Genomic DNA, 19,469 nt, shown 5'->3' with positions numbered 1-19,469 from the left:
GGTGGCAGTAGCCGTAGCCACTGTGGAAGCAAGACTATAGTTAGCAGCTGATGCGCCACTCAAAGACAAGCCAGTTATAGTTACGGTTTTGCCTTCTCCTGCATCAGAATCAACAAAAGTTGCTGTACCACTTGTGCCAAGACTAACTTCGTCTGTATCTACTGTATTAGCCAGAGAACGTTCAGTTATAGTTGCTAAAGCTGTACCATCATACGTTTTATCTGCAACTGTTATAGTAGGCGTAAGTTGTCTCGTGTTAACTGTTAATGTTGCTTCCCCATTACTTGTAGTTGATTGTACAGGAGAACATGCAGATAATATCACTCTATACTTATAGCCACTCATTGCTACAGTAGGTTTTGTGACGGTCAGAGCCGCTGATGATGCTCCACTGTAACCAGTGAACGTTTCATCACTCACATCTGTGAAACTTACACCATTATTTTTACTAATCTGCCATTTATAGGTAGTTGGAGTTGTTCCACTTGTACTTACAGTAAATACTGCATTGTCTCCATAAGTTTTTGTCTGACTCCCCGGTTGGGAAGAAATACTTGGTGTTGTACAAACAGTTGCTACAACAAATGTGCCTGTAATCTCTTCATAGTCTGAGCCAGGATTTGAACAACTTCTACTTCCGCCAGACAGATAAGCTCTAATCACAAAGGAATAGGTACCAGCGGGTACAGCCGAATAATTCAATGTTAATGTAGGAGATGAAGTTGAGCTACCATTCAAAATATTGGCATTTGTAAAACTATTTACTATACCTGAAGGCAAAGTACTTGAGGATAAACAAATATTAACATTTAGGTTACCATTAGATCCAGCTCTAGTTACTGTTACTGGAAATGTTACAGAACCAGAAGTACCAGATACAACATTATTGCTCTGCTGTCCCACTACAACTTTTGTTAAAGTTGGCCCATCCGTAAAATAAGCATAAGCAACCATCTCAGATATCTGTCCAGTTGCTTTTAATTGTAACGAATCTCCCGGGCAGTCACACACTGTCCAATTGGTTACAAAACCACCATTGGCATCTGTAACGACGGAAAAGGGCAGATAAGACGAATCCGCAGATACTGTGTTACAGGGTTTGCTTAAATTCTTTACTTTCAACACCACATTTTCGTAAGCAGCAAACCCACTGCCGGTAAATACAGCATTCGAACGAGGAGCATAATCATCTTTATCAGTTGTTACAGTTGCCGGTGAGACATCCTGCGCCTGGACCCCAAACGTAGCCAGCAGCATCAACCCAAATATGAGCAACATCTGCTGCACGCCAATGTTTGCTATCAATTTCTGGCCAACACCCAAACCTCCACAATTACACACAGTTGCTTGAGCTGTCTCATCAGATAGATCATCATATAAGTTCGGATTTTTTTTCAGCGCCACCCCAGTGGAGGGGCTAAAAATGTGAGGGAGCGCCAACAGCGGCCTGTGCCATGCTGGAGGGACCTTGCTTGGAGGGGAGGAAAATTTTTTCATAAAAATTGATTAAGGTTAAAAGATTATAGATGTAAAAAATTAGCGTAAACCTTAAACTCACTTTTCCCCCTGTCCTGTACTAAGCAGCAGCCGATTGCAGCAACATTCGAGGCTGCCTGCAAAGGCTTGTAGTAAAAGACAGACTACCGCCAATGCTGATGCTGCGCAAGCTGGCATAGCATCAGAATAAGTAGTTCCGGTAGTAGTGCACATGAAGTGCCCTATAAAGGATTTTAACTGTTTAAATGAACTATAAATGCTTGATCAAGAGAATTGACTGTTTAGTTAAAATCCGCAGCCGAGGGCTACAAATTTCACTGCATTGCCAACTGTGTTTATCCTGTGTTATGCAATATCTGTTTAACTTCTTCTATACAGACATAACTGCACCTGCACCTATTTATCAAATCCTGAAGAAACATTGTTTAGCCAGTACCACCCTTCTCAGGAAGCATCTCCGCAGCACCATCTTTATTAGGCCAAATAAATTATCGATTTGATGCAATAAATGTAGAATAAATATTTTGCAATTCACAAATAATCAAAGAATATATTAGATAGTTATAACAACAATACGTTTTTAGGAAATATAATTCTCAAAAAATAATAGGAGTATAAGTATTTCAGCCATAGGTATTAAATCTTACTAAGAAGATATAGAACAATATAAACCACAAATGAAATAATCATTAGCCCATACAGGTAAGTCCTGCAAGGTGAAAGAGCAATTATTCTAATGGAAACCAGCTTCTTGCGGTTTAAACACGCTTTGTTACTGCTTCTGTTACCGGCAAGTTGAACTTGAAAATTAACTACATTGGGTAACATCTACCGCATTCAAGCTTATATCGGCCACATCAGGAGCAGCTGAGTTCATTGAAGGGCATTTTTGATTAGAATAATTCGGTAATACATGCTGTTTCTTCCTCGCGAACTAACCCGATAAGGCTTACTTGGAGGCGCTTGGTACTGCGAAAGATTAAAGGCATCAGGTATTATGGAGGTGCAGCAACCAGTGCTCAATCTTTGGAAAGTTATTAATAAGGTAATTGGATTGTGTGATTAGTTCTCAAAAAGTGACAGTATTGATTTAGGGAGGCTGCCTTCAAAAAGAACATCATCATCAGTAGCAAGAGTTATAAAGCTGCAGGAAAGCCATTTTCATTCAAATAATTAATGCACCTTGCCACACAAAAAAGCCCTCACCATACATAATGGCAAGGGCTTTTGACTATAACAGTTATTGTTCCTACTTCTTGGTGGTGGCCAGGTCCGTGTTGGTCTGGTCGTCGGAGAAGTTGAAATAAAGCGTCATTACTTTCGGGCGGCTTCTCCAGTAGTCGAAGTAGTTGTTTTGGCGCCCGGAGTTGCCCAGGTACTCAGGCTTCTGCGACTTTGTACCGATTGGCGTGATGCCGTGCATAAAAGAGATGTCGCCTTTCGGGAAAGCCGGAGCCGTGTTGTAGGTTTTACCTTCTGGCAACGCAGGCGTGAACAGGCGGAGGAAGATGTCTTCCTGATCGGTTACCACGGTAAAGGGTTGCGAACTTGTCAGCAGCTTCATCCAGTACATGTTGGAGTGGTAGCCTTTAAACTCCGGATACTCAAAGCGGGTATGGCCAGGGCCGGTGTACCCGGTGATGGTGTTATTGTACTTTTTCGTCCAGATATCGAACTTGTTGCCGTGGAGGCGGTTTTTCCAGACTCTGTACGGGCCGTCGCCCAGCCACTGCACACCTTTTACCTGGTCTTCCGGAAATGAGAAGTTGATGCCCAGGAAGTCGGAGTGCTCGCCTAGTTTGTCGTTCTCATCACCTTTGTAGGTCAGGTACTGGATGTCCATTTGCAGCCAGCCGGAAGGGTACATGGTCCACTTCAGCATTTTAAACTGACCCTTGTCGCCAAACTCGTTCTCGATCACCACGTTGTTGCCGTCTTTGCGCGCCGTCAGCTTCTTAAAATCTATCTCGCCCTCGGCTGGCAGCGGTCCGTTGGCAAACGGGATTATGCCCTTCGAATTCTTCACCTGCTTCAGCAGGCCATTTGTCTTGTCAAAAGATACCTCTACGCCATTGGCAGTAATCACAAACTCCTGGCCCGACTCCTGGAAGGTGGCAGCCTGTGCACCCTCTTTGGCAACAATGCGCTCGGCTATGGTAACCGGACGTGTAATTGGCCAGCTCCAGGTAAAAATCTCTTTCTGGTGCGGATCTGTGGCGGTAATGTAGATAACATCATAATTCTGCCAGTCACCAGGGAGTTGCAGGGCCAGAGTGCCTTTGTCGCCGGGAGCTACGGAAGGCGCTTTAAAGGAGCCTGTCTTCGTTTCGCCTTTGCGGCTGCTGTTCGGCTCGGGCATCTGCGCCAGTTTGAAGGAATAGGTACACTGGTCGAGGTTGGTGTAGAAGTAGCGGTTCTCTACCCGGAAGGTGCCATCAAAACCTGGGGTAATTTCGCGCTGCTCAAATTTAATAGGCGACCAGATTTCTTTGATCGCATAGAAGCTTCCCTCCTTTTCTTTGTGCGGCCCCAGAATGCCGTCGGCAGCATGGTCGCCGTCTGTATCCACTTGTCCTTTCTTGTCGGTGCGCACAATGCCTTCGTCGGCAAATACCCACAGAAAACCACCCGCAGAAAGCGGCTTCCGCCACATCAGTTCCCAGAAGTCGTAGAGGCCGGCACCAAGGCCGCCGTCGTAGAGGCCGTGCAGGAACTCTGTCGGGAAGAACACGTCGCGGCCTTCGAAGTAGGTGCCCGTGCCAAAGTTGTAGTTAATGTAGTGCTGCGTATGGATGCCCCTGAAAAGCTCCCACGGATGAATAACCGGGCGCTTCTGAAAATCCATCTCATCTATTACCGGATCGAGGTCAAAGTTATGCCCGCCTTCGTTGCCGTTGGCCCACATGACAATAGAAGGGTGGTTCACATCGCGGATCACCATTTCCCTTGCCAGTTTGCTGCCTACCTCTGTGTCGTAGGCATCGTGCCAGCCAGTCAGCTCGTTTATCACGAAAAGGCCCAGCGAGTCGCATACCTCCAGGAAGTGCTTATCAGGCGGGTAGTGCGACATCCGCACAGCATTCATGTTCATCTCTTTTATAAGCTGCACATCTTCCAGGCTGTTGTGCTTGTTGGTGGTTCTGCCCGACTCCGGCAGAAACGAATGGCGGTTTACGCCTTTGAATTTGATCTTGGTGCCGTTTACATAAATGCCGTCGCGCTCTCTGAAATCAACGGTCCGGAAACCGAAGCGCTCGTTTACGGTATGCACCGCCTTGCCATTCTGCAGCAGCGTATAGGTAACGCGGTACAGGTTGGGGAACTCTGGTGTCCATTGCTTTGCCGCCGAAACTTTGCTTTGCAGTTTCGCCACGGTTTCCCCCTGCTTAAGGCTGGCCTTAAATTCAGAGCCTACTTTTTGCCCGTCAAGGGTGTAGATCTGAGCGGATACCTCGTTGGCACCTGCCAGGCCTTTCAGGTGTACTTCGGCCGTAAAGCTGCCATCGGCTTTGGCGTCGAGGGCGTGGCGCTCAATGTGCTGCACAGGCAGCGCCTCCAGGTACACCGGACGGAAAACACCGCCAAACACCCAGAAGTCGGCATGGCGCTCTGCTTTTACCACCGACTCGTTGGCAGAATGCTTGGCTACGGTTACTTCCAGCAGGTTCTTTTTGCCGGGCTGCAACAGGTTTGTAATATCATACTTGAACCGGTAGAAAGAGCCCTGGTGAATCGGGCCGGCCAGCTGTCCGTTTATCTTAACCTCCGTGTCGGTCATGGATCCTTCAAATACGATGTTCACGGTGTTGTTCTTCCAGTTGGCTGGCACCCTAAACGTGTATTTGTACAAGCCTTTTTCTTTGGCGCGCACATCAGCTTTGTCGTTGCCGTAGTTGTATGAGCCGAACCCCTGCTGCTCCCACACCGATGGCACCGCTATTTTGGTCCACTTTCCTGATTTACGGCCTTCTGTCACCATAAACTGCCAGTCTACGGTGTGGTTGTTCCCGGTGCCGGACAGGTACTGCACTTTCGTTTCCTGTGCTTGCAGGCCCGAAAGCGGTATGAGCAGGAAAAGGGCAAAAAAGAATCGTAATGGAATAGATTTCATGATCTCTGGGTAATAATTCAATTATAATTGTATTCTAAAAAAAACAGTTATTCACTCCTGCTTCAGCAGCTTTTTAGGCATGCTTTGTGCCGCCTAAATATCTTTCGTCGGCTCAGGCATTATTATTCTAATCAAAAAAGGTCTCCGGAGCTTTCTACTCCTGCTGCTCAGTGGCTGACAGATCTGGTAAAATGAAGTAAACTAACTAAAGCAGGTTTGTTACCAAAGCAGGAGGTTTTCACGTCTCCGCCTGCCACCATCCAACAGCAAAAAATATATCTATCAGCCGTTTATAGCGCTAAAAAAAATTTTTCTCACGCCTCTCAGGAAGCACAAGCGCTTTTACACAAACCTTTGTTCGTATTTAAATGTAAATAAGGCATTTTTATATGAAAAAACCTTGTGCTTTTCACTCTTTTTAATGCCCGTTAAAGAATACATACAGCCCTACCATGACCATAATCAGCAATGCCCATAAAACCCACACAGTTCGGTCTGGTTTAACCAGGTTGCTAAAATCGAGGATGTTCTGATTTTTGGCAGCTGCATTCTTATCAAAATAAGAAATAAGGAAAGCGACAACACTCAGAATTACGAAGATGTAAAACGACAGGAGCAGGAAGTGAGGCCAGAAATCGTAGAGAGCAGACGGGAAAACCCATAAATACATAATACCTGTACCAATGCTGAAGGCCGTACCAACAGTCAGAACGAAGTTGGCGGCGCGTGTGGTCGTCTTTTTCCAGAACACACCGAACAGGAACACCACCGACATAGGCGGCGCAATAAAGCCCAGCACCGACTGAAACACGTCGAACAGGTTCAATCCTTTAATACTGTCTATGGCCAGGCTGCAGCCAACCGCAATCACGGCGCCCACTACGGTCACAATCCGCCCGATCTTCACGATCTCTTTCTGCGTGGCATCAGGCTTTACTTTTTTCACGTAAATATCCATGGTAAAAACGGTGCTGAGCGAGTTCAGGGCCGAATCGATGGTGCTGACCAGGGCTGCGATAAGCACGGCCATCACCAAGCCCGTCATGCCAGCGGGGAACAGGCGGGTTACCATGGTCATGTAGGCCATGTCGGGGTTTTCCAGCTCCGGGAAAAGGATAAAGCAGATAATGCCCGGCAGGATGAACAGCGGCACATCCAGAATTTTGAGCCAGCCGGTAAAGTTTGCACCCAGCTGCCCCTGCTTCAGGCTTTTAGCCCCCAGCACCGACTGCACCATAGACTGGTCGGTGCACCAGAACCACACCCCCATAATCGGGTAGCCCAGCAAAATGGCCGCCCAAGGGTAGTTAGGATCATCGAGCGGGCGCAGCAGGTTCCAGTAATCGGCGGGTACGCCTTCATACACCGCCATAAGGCCCCCGGCTTCTATAACGCCCACCACTGTGAGCGCCAGCGACACCACAATCAGCAAGATCATCTGGAACACATTCGTAAAAGCAATGGCCTCCAAGCCGCCAGCAATCGTGAAAAAGGCAGAAATAACGATCAGCACCATCACCGATACCCAGAGCGGCAGGTTCAGAATCTGCCCCACCAGTATACCACCGGCAAACAGCGTCAGCGACAACCACGAGATCAGCACCGTAACAATAGTATACCAGGCCAGAATGCTTCGGGTGGACTGCCCGAAGCGCTTGCCCATAAACTCAGGCAGGGTGAGCACCTTTGCCCCCAGGTAGCGCGGGGCAAACACAACCGCCAGCAGAAAGATAAACAGAAAAGCATACCACGAAAAGTTTCCGGCTACCATGCCTGTTGTAAAGCCAATACTGGCAGAGGCGATGAGCATAGACGGCCCTACGTTGGTACCCCACATGGTAAAACCAATGCTGGACCAGTTTAAGGAGTGGCCGGCCAGGAACAGGTTTTCGCCGGTGTTCTTCTTTTTCCGGAAACTTACCCAGAAGCCCAGGCCAATAATTATTAACAGATAGGCCACCACGACGATGAAGTCTATTGGCTTTAGAAAGCTGTAAACGTCTTGCACAATCAATTATGTTTTACACGTGATTTCAGAACAGGCCAAAATGCACATATGAAAAATTAAAGGAGTAATAAACATAAAGAAGCTACCTGCAGGCATCCGGCACCACAGGCAGCTTCTTTTAAGGGTTAAGGCAGCGTTGCGTAGCTAAGCAGATACACTCTATAGCCCGGCCAGGTCATGCTGCTGCAGGATGTCGGCCACTTTTACGGGGGCACCTGTCTGCAGCGACTTCTCCATGGCGTTGAGCAGGGCAATAGTGCCGATGCCTTCTTTCAGGTCGGGGTAGGCGGTTTTGTCCTGCTCAATGCAATCGGCAAAGTACTCCAGGTAGTTCTGGTACTCTCCGGCATGGTGGCTCTTGCCCTCAAAGCGGAAGTAGTGCTTGAGCTTGTGCTCGAAGGTGATGATTTTCTCTTCGCCTGTGTTGGTGGTAACGGCGTAGCGCAAGTCCATGTAGTCGCCCTGGCTGCAGCCTTCGGTGCCGCGCAGGATGCAGCTCATCTCGCTGTCGCGGAGCACAGGCTGCACCGGCCCGGTGTACACGCCGCTTACACGGGCTATTCTGCCGTCTTTGGCCTTAAAGATGAAGTGCATGGTGTCTTCGTTCTTCAGGCCGCCTTTCACGCCGTTGGGGCTCAGCATGCCGTAGCCCATTACCTCTTCAATATCTGGCATGTACCAGCGCACCAGGTCCACCGGGTGGCTCAGGCCGCCATACAGCCACTTAAAGCTTTTCTCCAGCGCCCAGGGCTTTTCGAGGAACCAGCGGTGGTCGGCGTGGTAGTAGGCTTCTATGGTAACCAGGTCTCCGATCACACCCTCCTCATAATCGGACCGCTGCCTCTTCATGGGCTCGAAAAAGCGGCTGCTCTGGCCTACAAACAATTTCCTGCCAGCCCTGGCGCTTACCTCCAGCAGCTCTTTTGCCTGCGACAGATCGTTTAGCAGCGGCTTGGTGCAAACCACGTGCTTGCCAGCCAGCAGGGCTTGCTTAATGTGGTCGGCGTGCAGGTGATCGGGCGTATAGATGGCGATCACATCTATTTCCGGGTCGTTGAGCAGGTCGCTGTATTCGGTGGTGTATTGGTGGAAGTCGAACTCTTTGGCCCTGTGCTTGCACATCTCCAGGTTTCGGTCGCAAACAGTCTTCAGCTCCCACTTGTTACTCTGCAAGGCGGCGGACATGGTGCTCCTTCCTTCTCCCAGGCCTAATATTCCTAATTTTAACATATCTGATTCTTTAGATGCAATTCATCCATAAATATCTTATTTATGAATGAAACAATGAAATTTTACTAACGCTATTTAGCCATTTTTTTGATAACACCTCCGTGTATATAAACTAGAAATTAAAAATTAGAAATAATAAGCGCTTTGCCCTGAGGTGCAGCAGCGGCAGCAAAAACCTCCGGAGGGCCTATTTCATTCAATTAATTGCTGGTTGTTGATTGTTAAATGGCTAAATTGTTGATTTGGACTTTAGAAAATAGTTATACACTGTTCCTTATTTACTGATGTTACGTCTGGCACATCTTGTCCCCCTTTGAAGGGGGCAGGGGGATGATTGCCGGATCATAGTCATAAAAATGGATTTGCAGTCAGTATTCTACATAACTCAGATTAACCCAAGACAGCTAAATAAATAAAACTTGAAGGAATTCATCCCCCTACCCCCTTCAAAGGGGGACAAATTACAATTTAATGCAGACTGTAAGTTTTGGGAAGCAATCAACAACTAAATATCAACGCATTCCAGAAAAACAGTAATGCTTTTCATCTTAAACCTGTTATCTAATATTCAGTAGCTAATCAGCAGCAGAACCTCCGGAGGGGCAAATTCATTAGAATAATTGCCCCCTTGCGTGCATCGCGAAAGTTCTGCCTCCTTCAAACTGAAAAAGATGGAATACCCGCCACCATCTGCCGATGAAAAACGGGTACTCCATCTTTGTTTTCAATAGTCTCTTCGGATGCCTTGCTTAGTAACCCGGGTTCTGCTCCAGGTTCGGGTTGGCCAGCACATCAGCAGGCGGCACGGGGAACACCAGGCGTTTTGGGTCGGAGGCCGGCTTCAGGTGCCATGGCTGCAGGAATTTCCCGTATCGTACCAGGTCTGTGCGGCGCAGCCCTTCAGCGTTAAGCTCCCGGCCACGCTCTGCCAGCAGGTTATCCAGGGTGAGCGACGGATAAGCAGCTACACCTCTGTTGGTCCGGACACTGTTTACAATGGCGAGTGCTTCGCTCTCCATGCCTTTGCGCAGCAGCGCTTCTGCTTTCATGAGCAGCACATCCGTATAACGGATCAGTGCATAGTCGTTGTCGGCAGCTGTCTTGTTCACATAGTCCGGAATATATTTTACCGGACGCACGCCATGAAATAAGCCGGCCCCTACGATGGTTGGTATCTCCTTGGTAAACACCACATTCGGTATTGGTTCACCGTTAGGATTGTACTGCTGTCCCACCAGGAATCCGGCGTTGTAGCCTCTTTCTTTGGTGATCGGGTGCTCGTAGTATCTCCTGATGTCGTTCTGCTCGAAGGTATCGTAAAAATCTCCCACGGCGGCAAAACCGTTCCAGCCGCCACCGTTTGGCAGGGTCATTTCGCCAGGGAAAATGGCATTCCAGAGCACATACAAAGAGTGCGAGCGCACGCCGCCCTGCCCCTCGATGGTGAAGAGCAACTCCGTAGATTTGGTGTTATTGTCCGGCCCGAAGCTGTCCCAGTAAAAGTTTATCGACTTTCCGGTAATGGCGTCGGCATACTGAATTACCTTATCCAAGTCGGCGTTGTTGAACTGCGGATTGGCTCTGTCGGCATACACGCCTTTGTTAAGGTACAGCCTGGTCAGGAAACCACGGGCTGCATTTTTAGAGGCCTTAAAGGCAGGGGCCGTGTCGGAGAGCAGCGGCAGCGCCTCTTCCACTTCCTTGATGATAAAGTTGATGGCCTCGGTGCCGGTATACACCACTGGCGGGTTTAGGAGGTTGGAGCCAGGCTCCCGGTAAGGCACCCTGTCGTAGAGGTCCAGCAGCGTGAACATGAAATAGGCGCGCAGGAATCGGGCCTCTGCCGCTACCTCTGGCGTGGGGTTAAAGTTAAGCACGTTGGTGGCATCAAAAACGCCCCGGTTCATGCGCTCCCACACCTGCCGCAGGTAGGCATGGTCGGCCCGCCAGGTGTGCTGGTGCAGGTCGCGGTATACCCCGCCATTGTCCCAGCCCGAAGGCCTGGACGGACAGATCATGGCATCGCCGCTGATCTCATCTATTACCCATACCGAGGCACCATGTTGTACAAAGGGGTTGTCGAAATCGCGGTACACGCGCTCGAGCATAGAGGGGAAGTTCACGTTCTCCTCCAGAAACGCCCTGGCTTTGTCAGAGGGCAGTTCAGAGTGTACTTGTTCGGCCAGGTCGGTGCAACCGGCCAGCGCCAGACTCAGGGCTATATATTTTAGAGATTTCATCTTCAAAAAATTTAACAGTTAAAAAAGAGACACAGGACACAAGGCTATTACTTTTTTATGCCACAGGTTTAGTTTTGCTTCCCATCTGGTCCGAATTCTTCATATTATCAACCTTACATGTTCCTGGTGCTTAGAAAGAAACATTAAAGCCAAGTGTGAAATTTCGGGCCATGGGATAGGGCGTGTACTCAATACCGAATGATGGCACGCCATTCACGCCACGGTTGGTGTTTACTTCAGGGTCGAAGCCGCTGTAGTTGGTGAAGAGCAGCAGGTTCTGGCCAGTCAGGTAGAGGCGGGCATTTTTAAAGGCATTGCCAATATTACCGATGGTGTACCCCAAAGCGGCGCTCTGCAGCCTCAGAAAGTCACCGCTTTCCAGGTACCTGGTCGACACCACATTGGAGTTGCTCAGGCTCTCAGGGCCAAGGGCAATATCAGAAGTAGCGTTGCGGCCCAGGCCAAAGTTGGCAGCCGTGATCACGGCATTGGCAGTGTTGTTGTAGAGCTGGTGCCCGAAAGCGCCATTAAAGTTCATGTTGAAATGGAACTTGCCCCTGCTCAGGTTTGTGTTGAAGCCCAGCAGGTAATTCGGGTTCGGGTCGCCCACAAAATCCGCCTCCTGGCTGTATTGGGCAGCGCCGTCGTCGTCGAAGCCCAGGAACTCGCGCATATGGAAGGCGAACAGCGGCTGCCCGTTTGCCAGGCGCTGGCTGTTGCTGCCTTCGCCCAGGCCGTTGCCGTTTATCTGGCCTGTCAGCACCGGAGCTCCGGTGTAGCCTTCCAGTTTGTTCCTCAGGTAGGTTGCGTTCATGCCTACTTCCCACATCCACTTGTCGTTTTCGATGATCAGTCCGCTCAGCAACAGTTCCACACCGGTGTTTTTAACAGTGGCCGGCAGGTTGGTCCAGTAGTTAGCCGTAGGGGCCGGTTGCAGGGCAGGCAGCCTGAACAGCAGATCTTTGGTGGCCTTGTCGAAAAACTCGATCGTACCGCTCAACCTGTTGTTGAAGAAGCCGAAGTCTAAGCCCAGGTTTATGGTTTCGGTAGTTTCCCATTTCAGATCCGGGTTAGCCACGTTAGCCAGTGCTATACTTTGCAAACCAAACGCATAGCGCTCCTGCGAAGAGCCAGCCGGAAACTCCTGATTGCCAGTTTTACCCCAGCCCAGTCGAAGCTTCAGGTTGCTCAGCTTTTCGGTGCCAGCCAGGAACTGCTCCTCAGACAGTACCCAGGCGCCTGCAAACGACGGGAAGTAGCCATACTTGTTGTTGCGGCCAAACTTGGTGGAACCATCTGCCCGCATGGTGGCAGTAAGCAGGTACCGGTCTGAGAAATTGAGGTTGGCACGGCCAAAGTAAGACTGGATCTCGTTAGTAGGGTCCTGGTAAGAGCTGATGTTTACCTGGTCTCTTCTGGCGTTCTGCAGGATATCAGATCCTCTTAGGTCGAAGGAGGTGAAGCCTCTGGCCGTAATGTCGAAGGTTCTGTTTTTGTAGGTCTGATACTCGTAACCAGCCAGCAGGTCCAAGGTAAGGCCATCCGACACTTCCCGGTTAAAGTTTAACGTATGGGTCAGGGTGCTGCTGGTGAGCGTGGAGTTGTTTACCACGGCCAGCCCTATATCGGTGATGGTAGAAAGGAACAGGTCGCCGGAAGTATCGATGGCTCTGTTGCCTTTAGACTGGTTCATGCCCAGGCTTGCCCGGTAGTCGAGCCCTTCCAGAATGGTGAAGGTGGCACCTACATTGCCCAGCACGTTGGTGATGTTGGTTACGTCGTTGTAATAGGCGAGCAGGGCAGCCGGGTTGGTGGGAAGGCCCGATACACTGGTGCCATACACACGCTGGACAAAGGTACCATCCGGATTTCTGAAAGGCACCGTCGGGTTCCACTCGAGGGCGTTACCGATAAGGCTCCCGTTCACGTTGGAGTTCTCGGCAATAGGAGCGCCATTCTCGATGGTGTTGGCTACGATCAGGTTTACGTCTACTTTCAGCCTGTCTTCCGGCAAAAAGCTGTAGGTGCCTGTAAAACTACCGGTGTACTTCTTAAAGCCTGACTTCTTGATAATACCTTCCTGGTCGTGGTAACCCAGCGACAGGCGGTAATTGGCTTTGTCGTTTCCTCCCGACATCGATACGTTGGCTATCTGCGTCTGGGCTGTGCGGGTAATTTCATCCAGGGCGTCTACATTGCCGCCGCCATCCCGGTTCTCGATCTGGCGGAGTGCCAGCCCCTGACGAAATGTGTTCCCATCCATCAGGTCGGGCTTGCGGGCCAGCATGCTCACACCCGTAGACATGTCCACGTTCAGCGTAGGAGCGCCTTGCTTCCCTTTTTTGGTCGTGATGATCACCACACCGTTGGCCCCCCTGGCACCGTATATGGCCGTGGCCGAGGCATCTTTCAGCACGTCGATGGTGGCGATATCGTTCGGGTTCAGGAAGTTGAGCGGGTTGGACCCCGCCGGGCTGCCCAGTTCACCGGCTGCTGCAGCCGGTTTGGTGTTCCGGCCATCTAAAGGCACGCCATCCACTACAAACAGCGGCTGGTTGCCGGAGCGAACCGAAGAAGTACCCCTGATCCGGAAAGTTACCTCCCCGCCCGGCGCACCGCTGTTGTTCACGATGTTTACACCCGCTACTTTGCCTTGTATCAGCTGCTCTGGAGAGGTATTGATACCCACGTTAAAATCTTTTTCACCCACCCGGGCTACAGATCCTGTAATGTCTTTTACGCGGGCCGTGCCGTAGCCTACCACCACTACTTCATCGAGCGCGCGGGCATCTGGCCGCATGCTGATGTTGATGGTGGCACGGTTGTTAATGTTAATTTCCTGCGATTGGTAGCCCACAAAAGACACCACCAGGGTTCCGGTACCGGCCGAGGCCTGGAACGAGAAGTTTCCATCCAGATCGGTGGCTGCTCCTCTGGTCGTGCCTTTCTCCATAACGGTCACCCCGGGCAGGCCTGCGCCATTTTCGTCGGTAACCCTGCCCTGCACGGTGTGCCCCTGGGCAGATGCACTGTGGCAGATCAAAAACAGCAGAGGGAGTACAAATATGTATCTCAGCTCTCTCAGTAAAATATGTTTCATCTTGATGGAGTTAAAGTTTAAAAGTGAATCGTCAGTTGCGCTCATGTATCCTGTATAAAAAACATGCCTCAGATGGTGAATGGAATATGAATAGTGGAAAGCAATAACCAGGTGGTGCCGGACTTGCCAGAATGGCAAATGCTGAATAAGGGAGCACAGCAGCAATTATTCAAATAAAAAAGCCCCTCCGGAGCCTACCTCTGCTGCTGCTGTTGTTTAGATGTCAGATCCTAGACTTTTGTCTTCAGGTATTCGGGTAATTATGCATACCGGCTGGTACTCCTCCACTTTGATTTTCAGAAAGGTTTGATGCTTGCTAAGCTGCCAGAAAGCCGATTTGCTATAATTTATAATTTGGAGAAGCCCTCGTATCAAATTAAAGGAATAGCTGCTAGGGGCAATTATGCTAATGATTTCGACCCTTCCAGCCTTTCGGAGGCTCTGCTACTGCTGCTGAATGGGACACAAAACCTTTTTAAGAGTTGGTTTTTCAAGTATCCCTCAATTACTCAAAATTTCACCTCCACATCATCCATTTAACCAATTAACAACCAGAAGCCAGCAATTATCAAACAGAAAGGCCTGTCAGGAGGCAAGTTATCAACCAACGTGAACAGAGCACGTGGTCCACGCTGGCCGATAACTTATTTTATTAGTCAGCAGCCGTTTACGAGCAGCTTCTCGTCCAGGAACTGCTTGGCGCGCGGCACATCTTCTTCTTCGAGGTGCTCTATAATGATCGGGATGTTGGGGTGGTCGCGGCTCAGGCGCTGCAGGTACAGGTCGTAGTTCAGGGAGCCAAGACCGGGCGCCGGCAACTCGATGGTGCCCACGCCACGCAGGGTGTGCGCCTCGCTGGCATCTATGTCGGCCATTCTTACGCCCTGTGCCGATGAGGCACGCTTCACATCTTTGGCATGCGAGATCTTGATCCGGTGTGAGAGCGCGTTAAAGATATAGTTCAGCGTCTGGTCCATCTGGTCGATGTTGTGCTCCTCGAAGTAGTTGGTAGGGTCCATGAGCAGGCCCAGGTGCGGGTCGGTCACATCGGCAAACAGGCGCAGCGTCTCTTCCACCGAGCCGATCACGTTATTCACATAGGTTTCGGCCAGGAACGTAACGCCATGCTCCCGTGAGAAATCCACGATATCCTGGATTACCCTCACACAATCTTCATAGCCTTCCTCTGTTTTGTTTTTGGGGTGATGCACCCAGTCGCTGTCGGCATCGAAAGTGCCTGTCTCGCTGATCACATAGGGCGAGCCCATGTCGTGCGCGAAGCGGATGAGTTGCTTCAGGTGCTTCAGGTTGGCCTGCCGTTTGGCCGGATCGGGGTGCACCAGGTTGGTGTAGCCCGAGATGCAGGAAATGGGCAGGTTGTGCCGCCGGAACGTATCACGGATTTTCCTGCACTTTTCGGCGGTGATCTGGTCTGTAGACAGATCCATGTCTTTAAAGCTCAGGTCGAGCTGCACGGTGTTAAAACCGAGCTCCCGGATCTTGCTCGCAGTTTCGTTTAAGGTGTAAGGGAAATAGCCTGTAAATATGCCGACTTGTATCATAGTTAATAGTAAGGATTAGGTATATGATTTCGTGTTTATTTGTTAGTGGACGCCAGACACAGGACTTTCTCAAGCTTTCTCCTTTCCTTACCAACTTCTCTATCGCAAACAAAGCTTTTCAGGAGCAAACCCCGGAAGATCAAATGCTGTTCTAACCACAAAAGCAGCGTCGATCTTACCGTTAAAAAGTCCTGTGTCTTGCGTCTGATATCTTATGTCTTTTATCAGGTTGCCAGAATTTCCTGGATCGGCACGGCCCGGTGTTCGCGGTACGATACGTGGCAGGCTTCTACCAGCGCCATGGTTTTCAGGTTGTCTTCCCCACTAAGCTCCGGTGTGGTATCGTCTTCTATGGCGCACATCAGCTGCGCCATCGGCCCCATAAAGGCATCCGGGAACCAGACCTCGTCCCAACGCGGCTTCTGCCACTTCTCCCCTTCCTGTATGGTGGTGTAGTCGAGGGTGCTGGGGGTGCGCTGCGGGTAAGAGGGCCAGCCGATGCTGCCTTTGGCGGTACCTTCGGTGCCTTCTACGCGCCAGTTAATATAAATGTCGCTGGCTGCTCCTTCGCGGCTTGGGCCGGTCCAAACGTCGTCCCAGGCGGAGGTGCGAAGGCCGTTGTCGTACTCCAGAATATAAAGTGCCACGCCGTCTTCGTGCCGGAAATCCTTGCCGTTGCGCGGATCTTCGGTCACGCTGCAGAACACGCGGTCGGGGTCACCGAACAGGAACCTAAAGGCGTCGAGGTGGTGAATGCTCATGGTGCGGAGGGTCGCCCAGCCGAGCTCCTTCTGCCAGGGCATCCAGTGCGGAATGGCCCGCATGTCGATAGAGGCGAAAACCGGCCGGCCCAGCACTCCCTGGTCCAGCAGCGACTTACAGGCCCTGATGGACTGGTCGTAGCGCATGTTCTGGTTTACGCCCAGTTTGATGCCCGCTTCAGCACACAGGCGCACAATTTCTTTGGCCTCCTGGTAATTTACAGCCATGGGCTTCTGCACCAGGATACCTTTTATGTGGTCGGCATGCTTTACGGCCTCCCGCACAATCTCCAACTGAAAATTGGGCGGCACGGCAATGTCTACAATGGACACAGCAGGATCTCTGAGCAGTTCCTGGTAGGTATCGTACACTTTTTCGATGTTGTGCCTGTCACCTACGGCCTGGCTGTTGGTGCGGTGCCGCGAGGCGATGGCCACCGGGTTAAAGCCAGCCTGCCGGTATGCCACCAGGTGGCAGTCGGCCATGATAAAGCCGGAACCGATACAGCCAATGCCCATATCCAGGTTCTTGGGCAGGCGCGGGAGGTAGTTTAACTGAATATCTAACGATGTATCCATTGTTATGCGTTCTGTTTAAACTTATTTAACTTTCAAGGTAATTTCGTCCTCCTTGTTCAGAAAATCCGTCTGCGCCGACAGTCCCACCGGCTCTCTCTCGAGGATGGCGGTGTCAGGAACTACTTTTACCGGGGTTATGCAGGAGGTATTCTTCTCGCGGAAAGGCACGTTGAAGCTCAGGTTATAGGCCGAGATCAGCGACCAGCGCGGCTTGTCAGACAAGTTGGCCTCCGACATGTGCAGCAGGTTCGGGTGGAAAAACAGCACATCGCCCGGCGCCAGCTCCACGTGCACTCTTTCGCATAATTTTATGGCTTCTTCCACAAAGGCCATATCAGCGCCCTGCTGCTCGCCGGCAAAGTTATGCTCGAAGCGGCCCATTTTATGAGAGCCTTTCAGCACCTGCAGGCAGCCGTTCAGTTTGGTGGCCTCGGTCAGGGCCAGCATCACGCTGAGCATGGCATCGGGGTACAGAAATCCGTTTTTATACCAATAGCCATAGTCCTGGTGCCACTCCCATGCCCCTCCTACTTCCGGCTCCTTCTGCATCAGCTTGGAGTGGAAATGGCAAACTTCTCCTTCGCCCAGCAGCGACTGCGCGGCATGCACCAGCCTTTCGCTGCGCGTGAGCAGGCCAAAGGTATCGTCGCCGGGCGTGAACCATAGTGTAAGTTTGGTATGCTTGCCGCTTTGGTCTTTGAACTCGAAGGCATTTTTGCGGAGTTGCGCATCTTCTACAGCCAGGCCGTAAAGCAGCGCCACTTCTTCCTTATTTAAAAAGTTATTTATGATCAGGTAACCATCCTGTTCGTATTGCGATTTTTGAGCGGGGGTTAAGTTTGTTGCGGTCATATGCAATATAGTTAAGGTATAAAAACTTAAGTATCTTCTGAGCTGATGTTAGCTAGCGACATCGACAACTTACTGCTTCCGTGCGCCTTTGCTAACAACTCAATGAACTAATGTTTGTTAATTTTATTCATTAAAAAAAAGCAGTTGCCTGCCTGTCTGCCAAAGTTCTGAAAAATGAGCCGTTAAACTGCCTCGCCTGCTTTACCCAACACAATAATTTACGCTTCGGCGGCAGAGAATTTAACGGTTCGGAGCTTGATAATTTTTAAAATTTGCGTTTATCTTCGATCTCTTTCACTAACTCATATCCAAAGTTCGTTTTTATTTTGGACTAACACCACCGCTATTATTGCAAATAAATAAACTTTTTTGGCATATATTAGACGGTTAAGCAATATTTTTGGTAAATTAAAGGTATATATTACACTAAATGCAGGAAAATGAAGCCGCATATTCAAAAATTGCCTTTGCCGGATCACTCTTCTTTTGTTGCGGATACTTTCTATACACCACATTTCGAAACCCCCTGGCACTACCATTCCGAGTATGAACTGGTGCTGATCCTGCAGGGTAAAGGCAAACGTTTTGTGGGCAATCATGTGTCGGACTATGCCGAGGGCAACCTCACATTTTTGGGGCCAGATGTGCCGCACCTGTTCCGGAAAGACGAGCCGGATGCACCGGGAGGCTCGTTGGTGATCCATTTTAAGGAAGATTTCCTGGGAAATGAATTCAGGCGGATTCCTGAAATGCAGAAAATGAAGCAGCTGTTCCAGAAATCGCGCATGGGACTGCACATTACCGGCTCTACGCGGCAGCTCATCAGCGATAAAATGAACCACATGCTGACGCTGCAGGGCATGGAGCGGCTCATCTGCCTCCTCTCGATCCTGACTCTACTGGCCGATACGACAGAATTTGAACTGCTCTCGAGCACCGAAATCAGCGGCCAGAATTCCCGCGACAACGACCGCCTGAACAAAGTGTTCGATTATGTGATGCTAAACTTTAAGAATGAGATACAGGTAGGAGAAGTGGCCGAACTGGCCAACATGAGCTATTCCGGTTTCTGCCGGTATTTCAAGAACAGGACCAAAAAGAACTTCACGCATTTCGTAAACGAGATCCGCATCGGCTACGCCTGCAAGCGCCTGATGGAAAGCGACGTATCGGTAAGCAACGTGTGCTACGAAAGCGGCTATAACAACCTGACCAATTTTAACGAGCAGTTCAAAAAAATACTAAAATGCACCCCCTATCAGTTCCAGCGACAGCATAAGGTGTGATTTAGTTAAGAGTTAAAAGTTATGAGTTTAGAGTTGTTGTAATGGAGCAGCTAATTAATCGATTTGGAAATTTGAAGATGTGAGGATTTGGAAATGGTTTGCCTGGTTGAGGATAACGGAACCCTCTAGCTTCAGGCAACATCAGAACTCAGTTATTCTGAACATTCTCTAATTCTGTAAATTCTTGGGGTAGGGGCCCTATAGAAAGATTCTGACAAAAAAGTCTAATATCTAACACCTAGT

The 19,469-nt window shown here is 49.9% G+C and carries 10 protein-coding genes; 1 reads left to right on the top strand and 9 read right to left on the bottom strand.

Going from position 1 to position 19,469, the window contains the following annotated elements:
* From FJM74_RS08270 to FJM74_RS08230, 9 genes are all read right to left on the bottom strand, one after another.
* The coding region (locus FJM74_RS08270) for a YDG domain-containing protein (protein WP_187262115.1) at positions 1-1,497 on the bottom strand (1,497 nt) is incomplete at its 3' end.
* Positions 1,498-2,746: 1,249 nt separating this feature from the next.
* A complete protein-coding gene (locus FJM74_RS08265; RefSeq protein ID WP_187262114.1) occupies positions 2,747-5,608 on the bottom strand; it encodes a glycoside hydrolase family 2 protein in 2,862 nt (953 codons plus the stop codon).
* 418 nt (positions 5,609-6,026) lie between these two features.
* Positions 6,027-7,616 carry a sodium:solute symporter gene (locus tag FJM74_RS08260; protein WP_187262113.1) on the bottom strand — a complete coding sequence of 530 codons (1,590 nt, stop codon included), beginning with the start codon at positions 7,614-7,616 and terminating at the stop codon, positions 6,027-6,029.
* A 159-nt stretch (positions 7,617-7,775) separates the two neighbouring features.
* On the bottom strand, positions 7,776-8,846 hold the full coding sequence (locus FJM74_RS08255) for a Gfo/Idh/MocA family protein (RefSeq protein WP_187262112.1): 1,071 nt from the start codon (positions 8,844-8,846) through the stop codon (positions 7,776-7,778).
* Positions 8,847-9,595: 749 nt separating this feature from the next.
* A complete protein-coding gene (locus tag FJM74_RS08250; protein WP_187262111.1) occupies positions 9,596-11,086 on the bottom strand; it encodes a RagB/SusD family nutrient uptake outer membrane protein in 1,491 nt (496 codons plus the stop codon).
* Between the two features lie 130 nt (positions 11,087-11,216).
* Positions 11,217-14,186 (bottom strand): SusC/RagA family TonB-linked outer membrane protein, encoded by a 2,970-nt coding sequence (locus FJM74_RS08245; protein ID WP_187262110.1) that lies wholly within the window; start codon positions 14,184-14,186, stop codon positions 11,217-11,219.
* Positions 14,187-14,842: 656 nt separating this feature from the next.
* Positions 14,843-15,748, bottom strand: a complete 906-nt coding sequence (locus tag FJM74_RS08240) for a sugar phosphate isomerase/epimerase family protein (protein ID WP_187262109.1) — start codon at positions 15,746-15,748, stop codon at positions 14,843-14,845.
* A 224-nt stretch (positions 15,749-15,972) separates the two neighbouring features.
* A complete protein-coding gene (locus FJM74_RS08235) occupies positions 15,973-17,088 on the bottom strand; it encodes a Gfo/Idh/MocA family protein (RefSeq protein WP_206684019.1) in 1,116 nt (371 codons plus the stop codon).
* A 21-nt stretch (positions 17,089-17,109) separates the two neighbouring features.
* On the bottom strand, positions 17,110-17,940 hold the full coding sequence (locus FJM74_RS08230) for a phytanoyl-CoA dioxygenase family protein (RefSeq protein WP_187262108.1): 831 nt from the start codon (positions 17,938-17,940) through the stop codon (positions 17,110-17,112).
* A gap of 440 nt (positions 17,941-18,380) precedes the next feature.
* Between FJM74_RS08230 and FJM74_RS08225 the strand changes: the two genes are divergently transcribed.
* Positions 18,381-19,226, top strand: coding sequence for an AraC family transcriptional regulator (locus FJM74_RS08225; RefSeq protein ID WP_187262107.1), 846 nt, complete (start codon positions 18,381-18,383; stop codon positions 19,224-19,226).
* Positions 19,227-19,469: the final 243 nt, after the last annotated feature.

Origin of the sequence: Pontibacter beigongshangensis (assembly GCF_014332515.1) — a bacterium.
Lineage (GTDB): Bacteria > Bacteroidota > Bacteroidia > Cytophagales > Hymenobacteraceae > Pontibacter > Pontibacter beigongshangensis.
This window is presented reverse-complemented; position numbering and strand designations above follow the sequence as displayed.

Bases quoted from the DNA above. Each gene is read 5' to 3' on its own strand.
- FJM74_RS08235 (WP_206684019.1), bottom strand. From the start codon at position 17,088: ATGGATACATCGTTAGATATTCAGTTAAACTACCTCCCGCGCCTGCCC.
- FJM74_RS08225 (WP_187262107.1), top strand. From the start codon at position 18,381: ATGAAGCCGCATATTCAAAAATTGCCTTTGCCGGATCACTCTTCTTTT.
- FJM74_RS08230 (WP_187262108.1), bottom strand. From the start codon at position 17,940: ATGACCGCAACAAACTTAACCCCCGCTCAAAAATCGCAATACGAACAG.
- FJM74_RS08265 (WP_187262114.1), bottom strand. From the start codon at position 5,608: ATGAAATCTATTCCATTACGATTCTTTTTTGCCCTTTTCCTGCTCATA.
- FJM74_RS08240 (WP_187262109.1), bottom strand. From the start codon at position 15,748: ATGATACAAGTCGGCATATTTACAGGCTATTTCCCTTACACCTTAAAC.
- FJM74_RS08245 (WP_187262110.1), bottom strand. From the start codon at position 14,186: ATGAAACATATTTTACTGAGAGAGCTGAGATACATATTTGTACTCCCT.
- FJM74_RS08255 (WP_187262112.1), bottom strand. From the start codon at position 8,846: ATGTTAAAATTAGGAATATTAGGCCTGGGAGAAGGAAGGAGCACCATG.
- FJM74_RS08250 (WP_187262111.1), bottom strand. From the start codon at position 11,086: ATGAAATCTCTAAAATATATAGCCCTGAGTCTGGCGCTGGCCGGTTGC.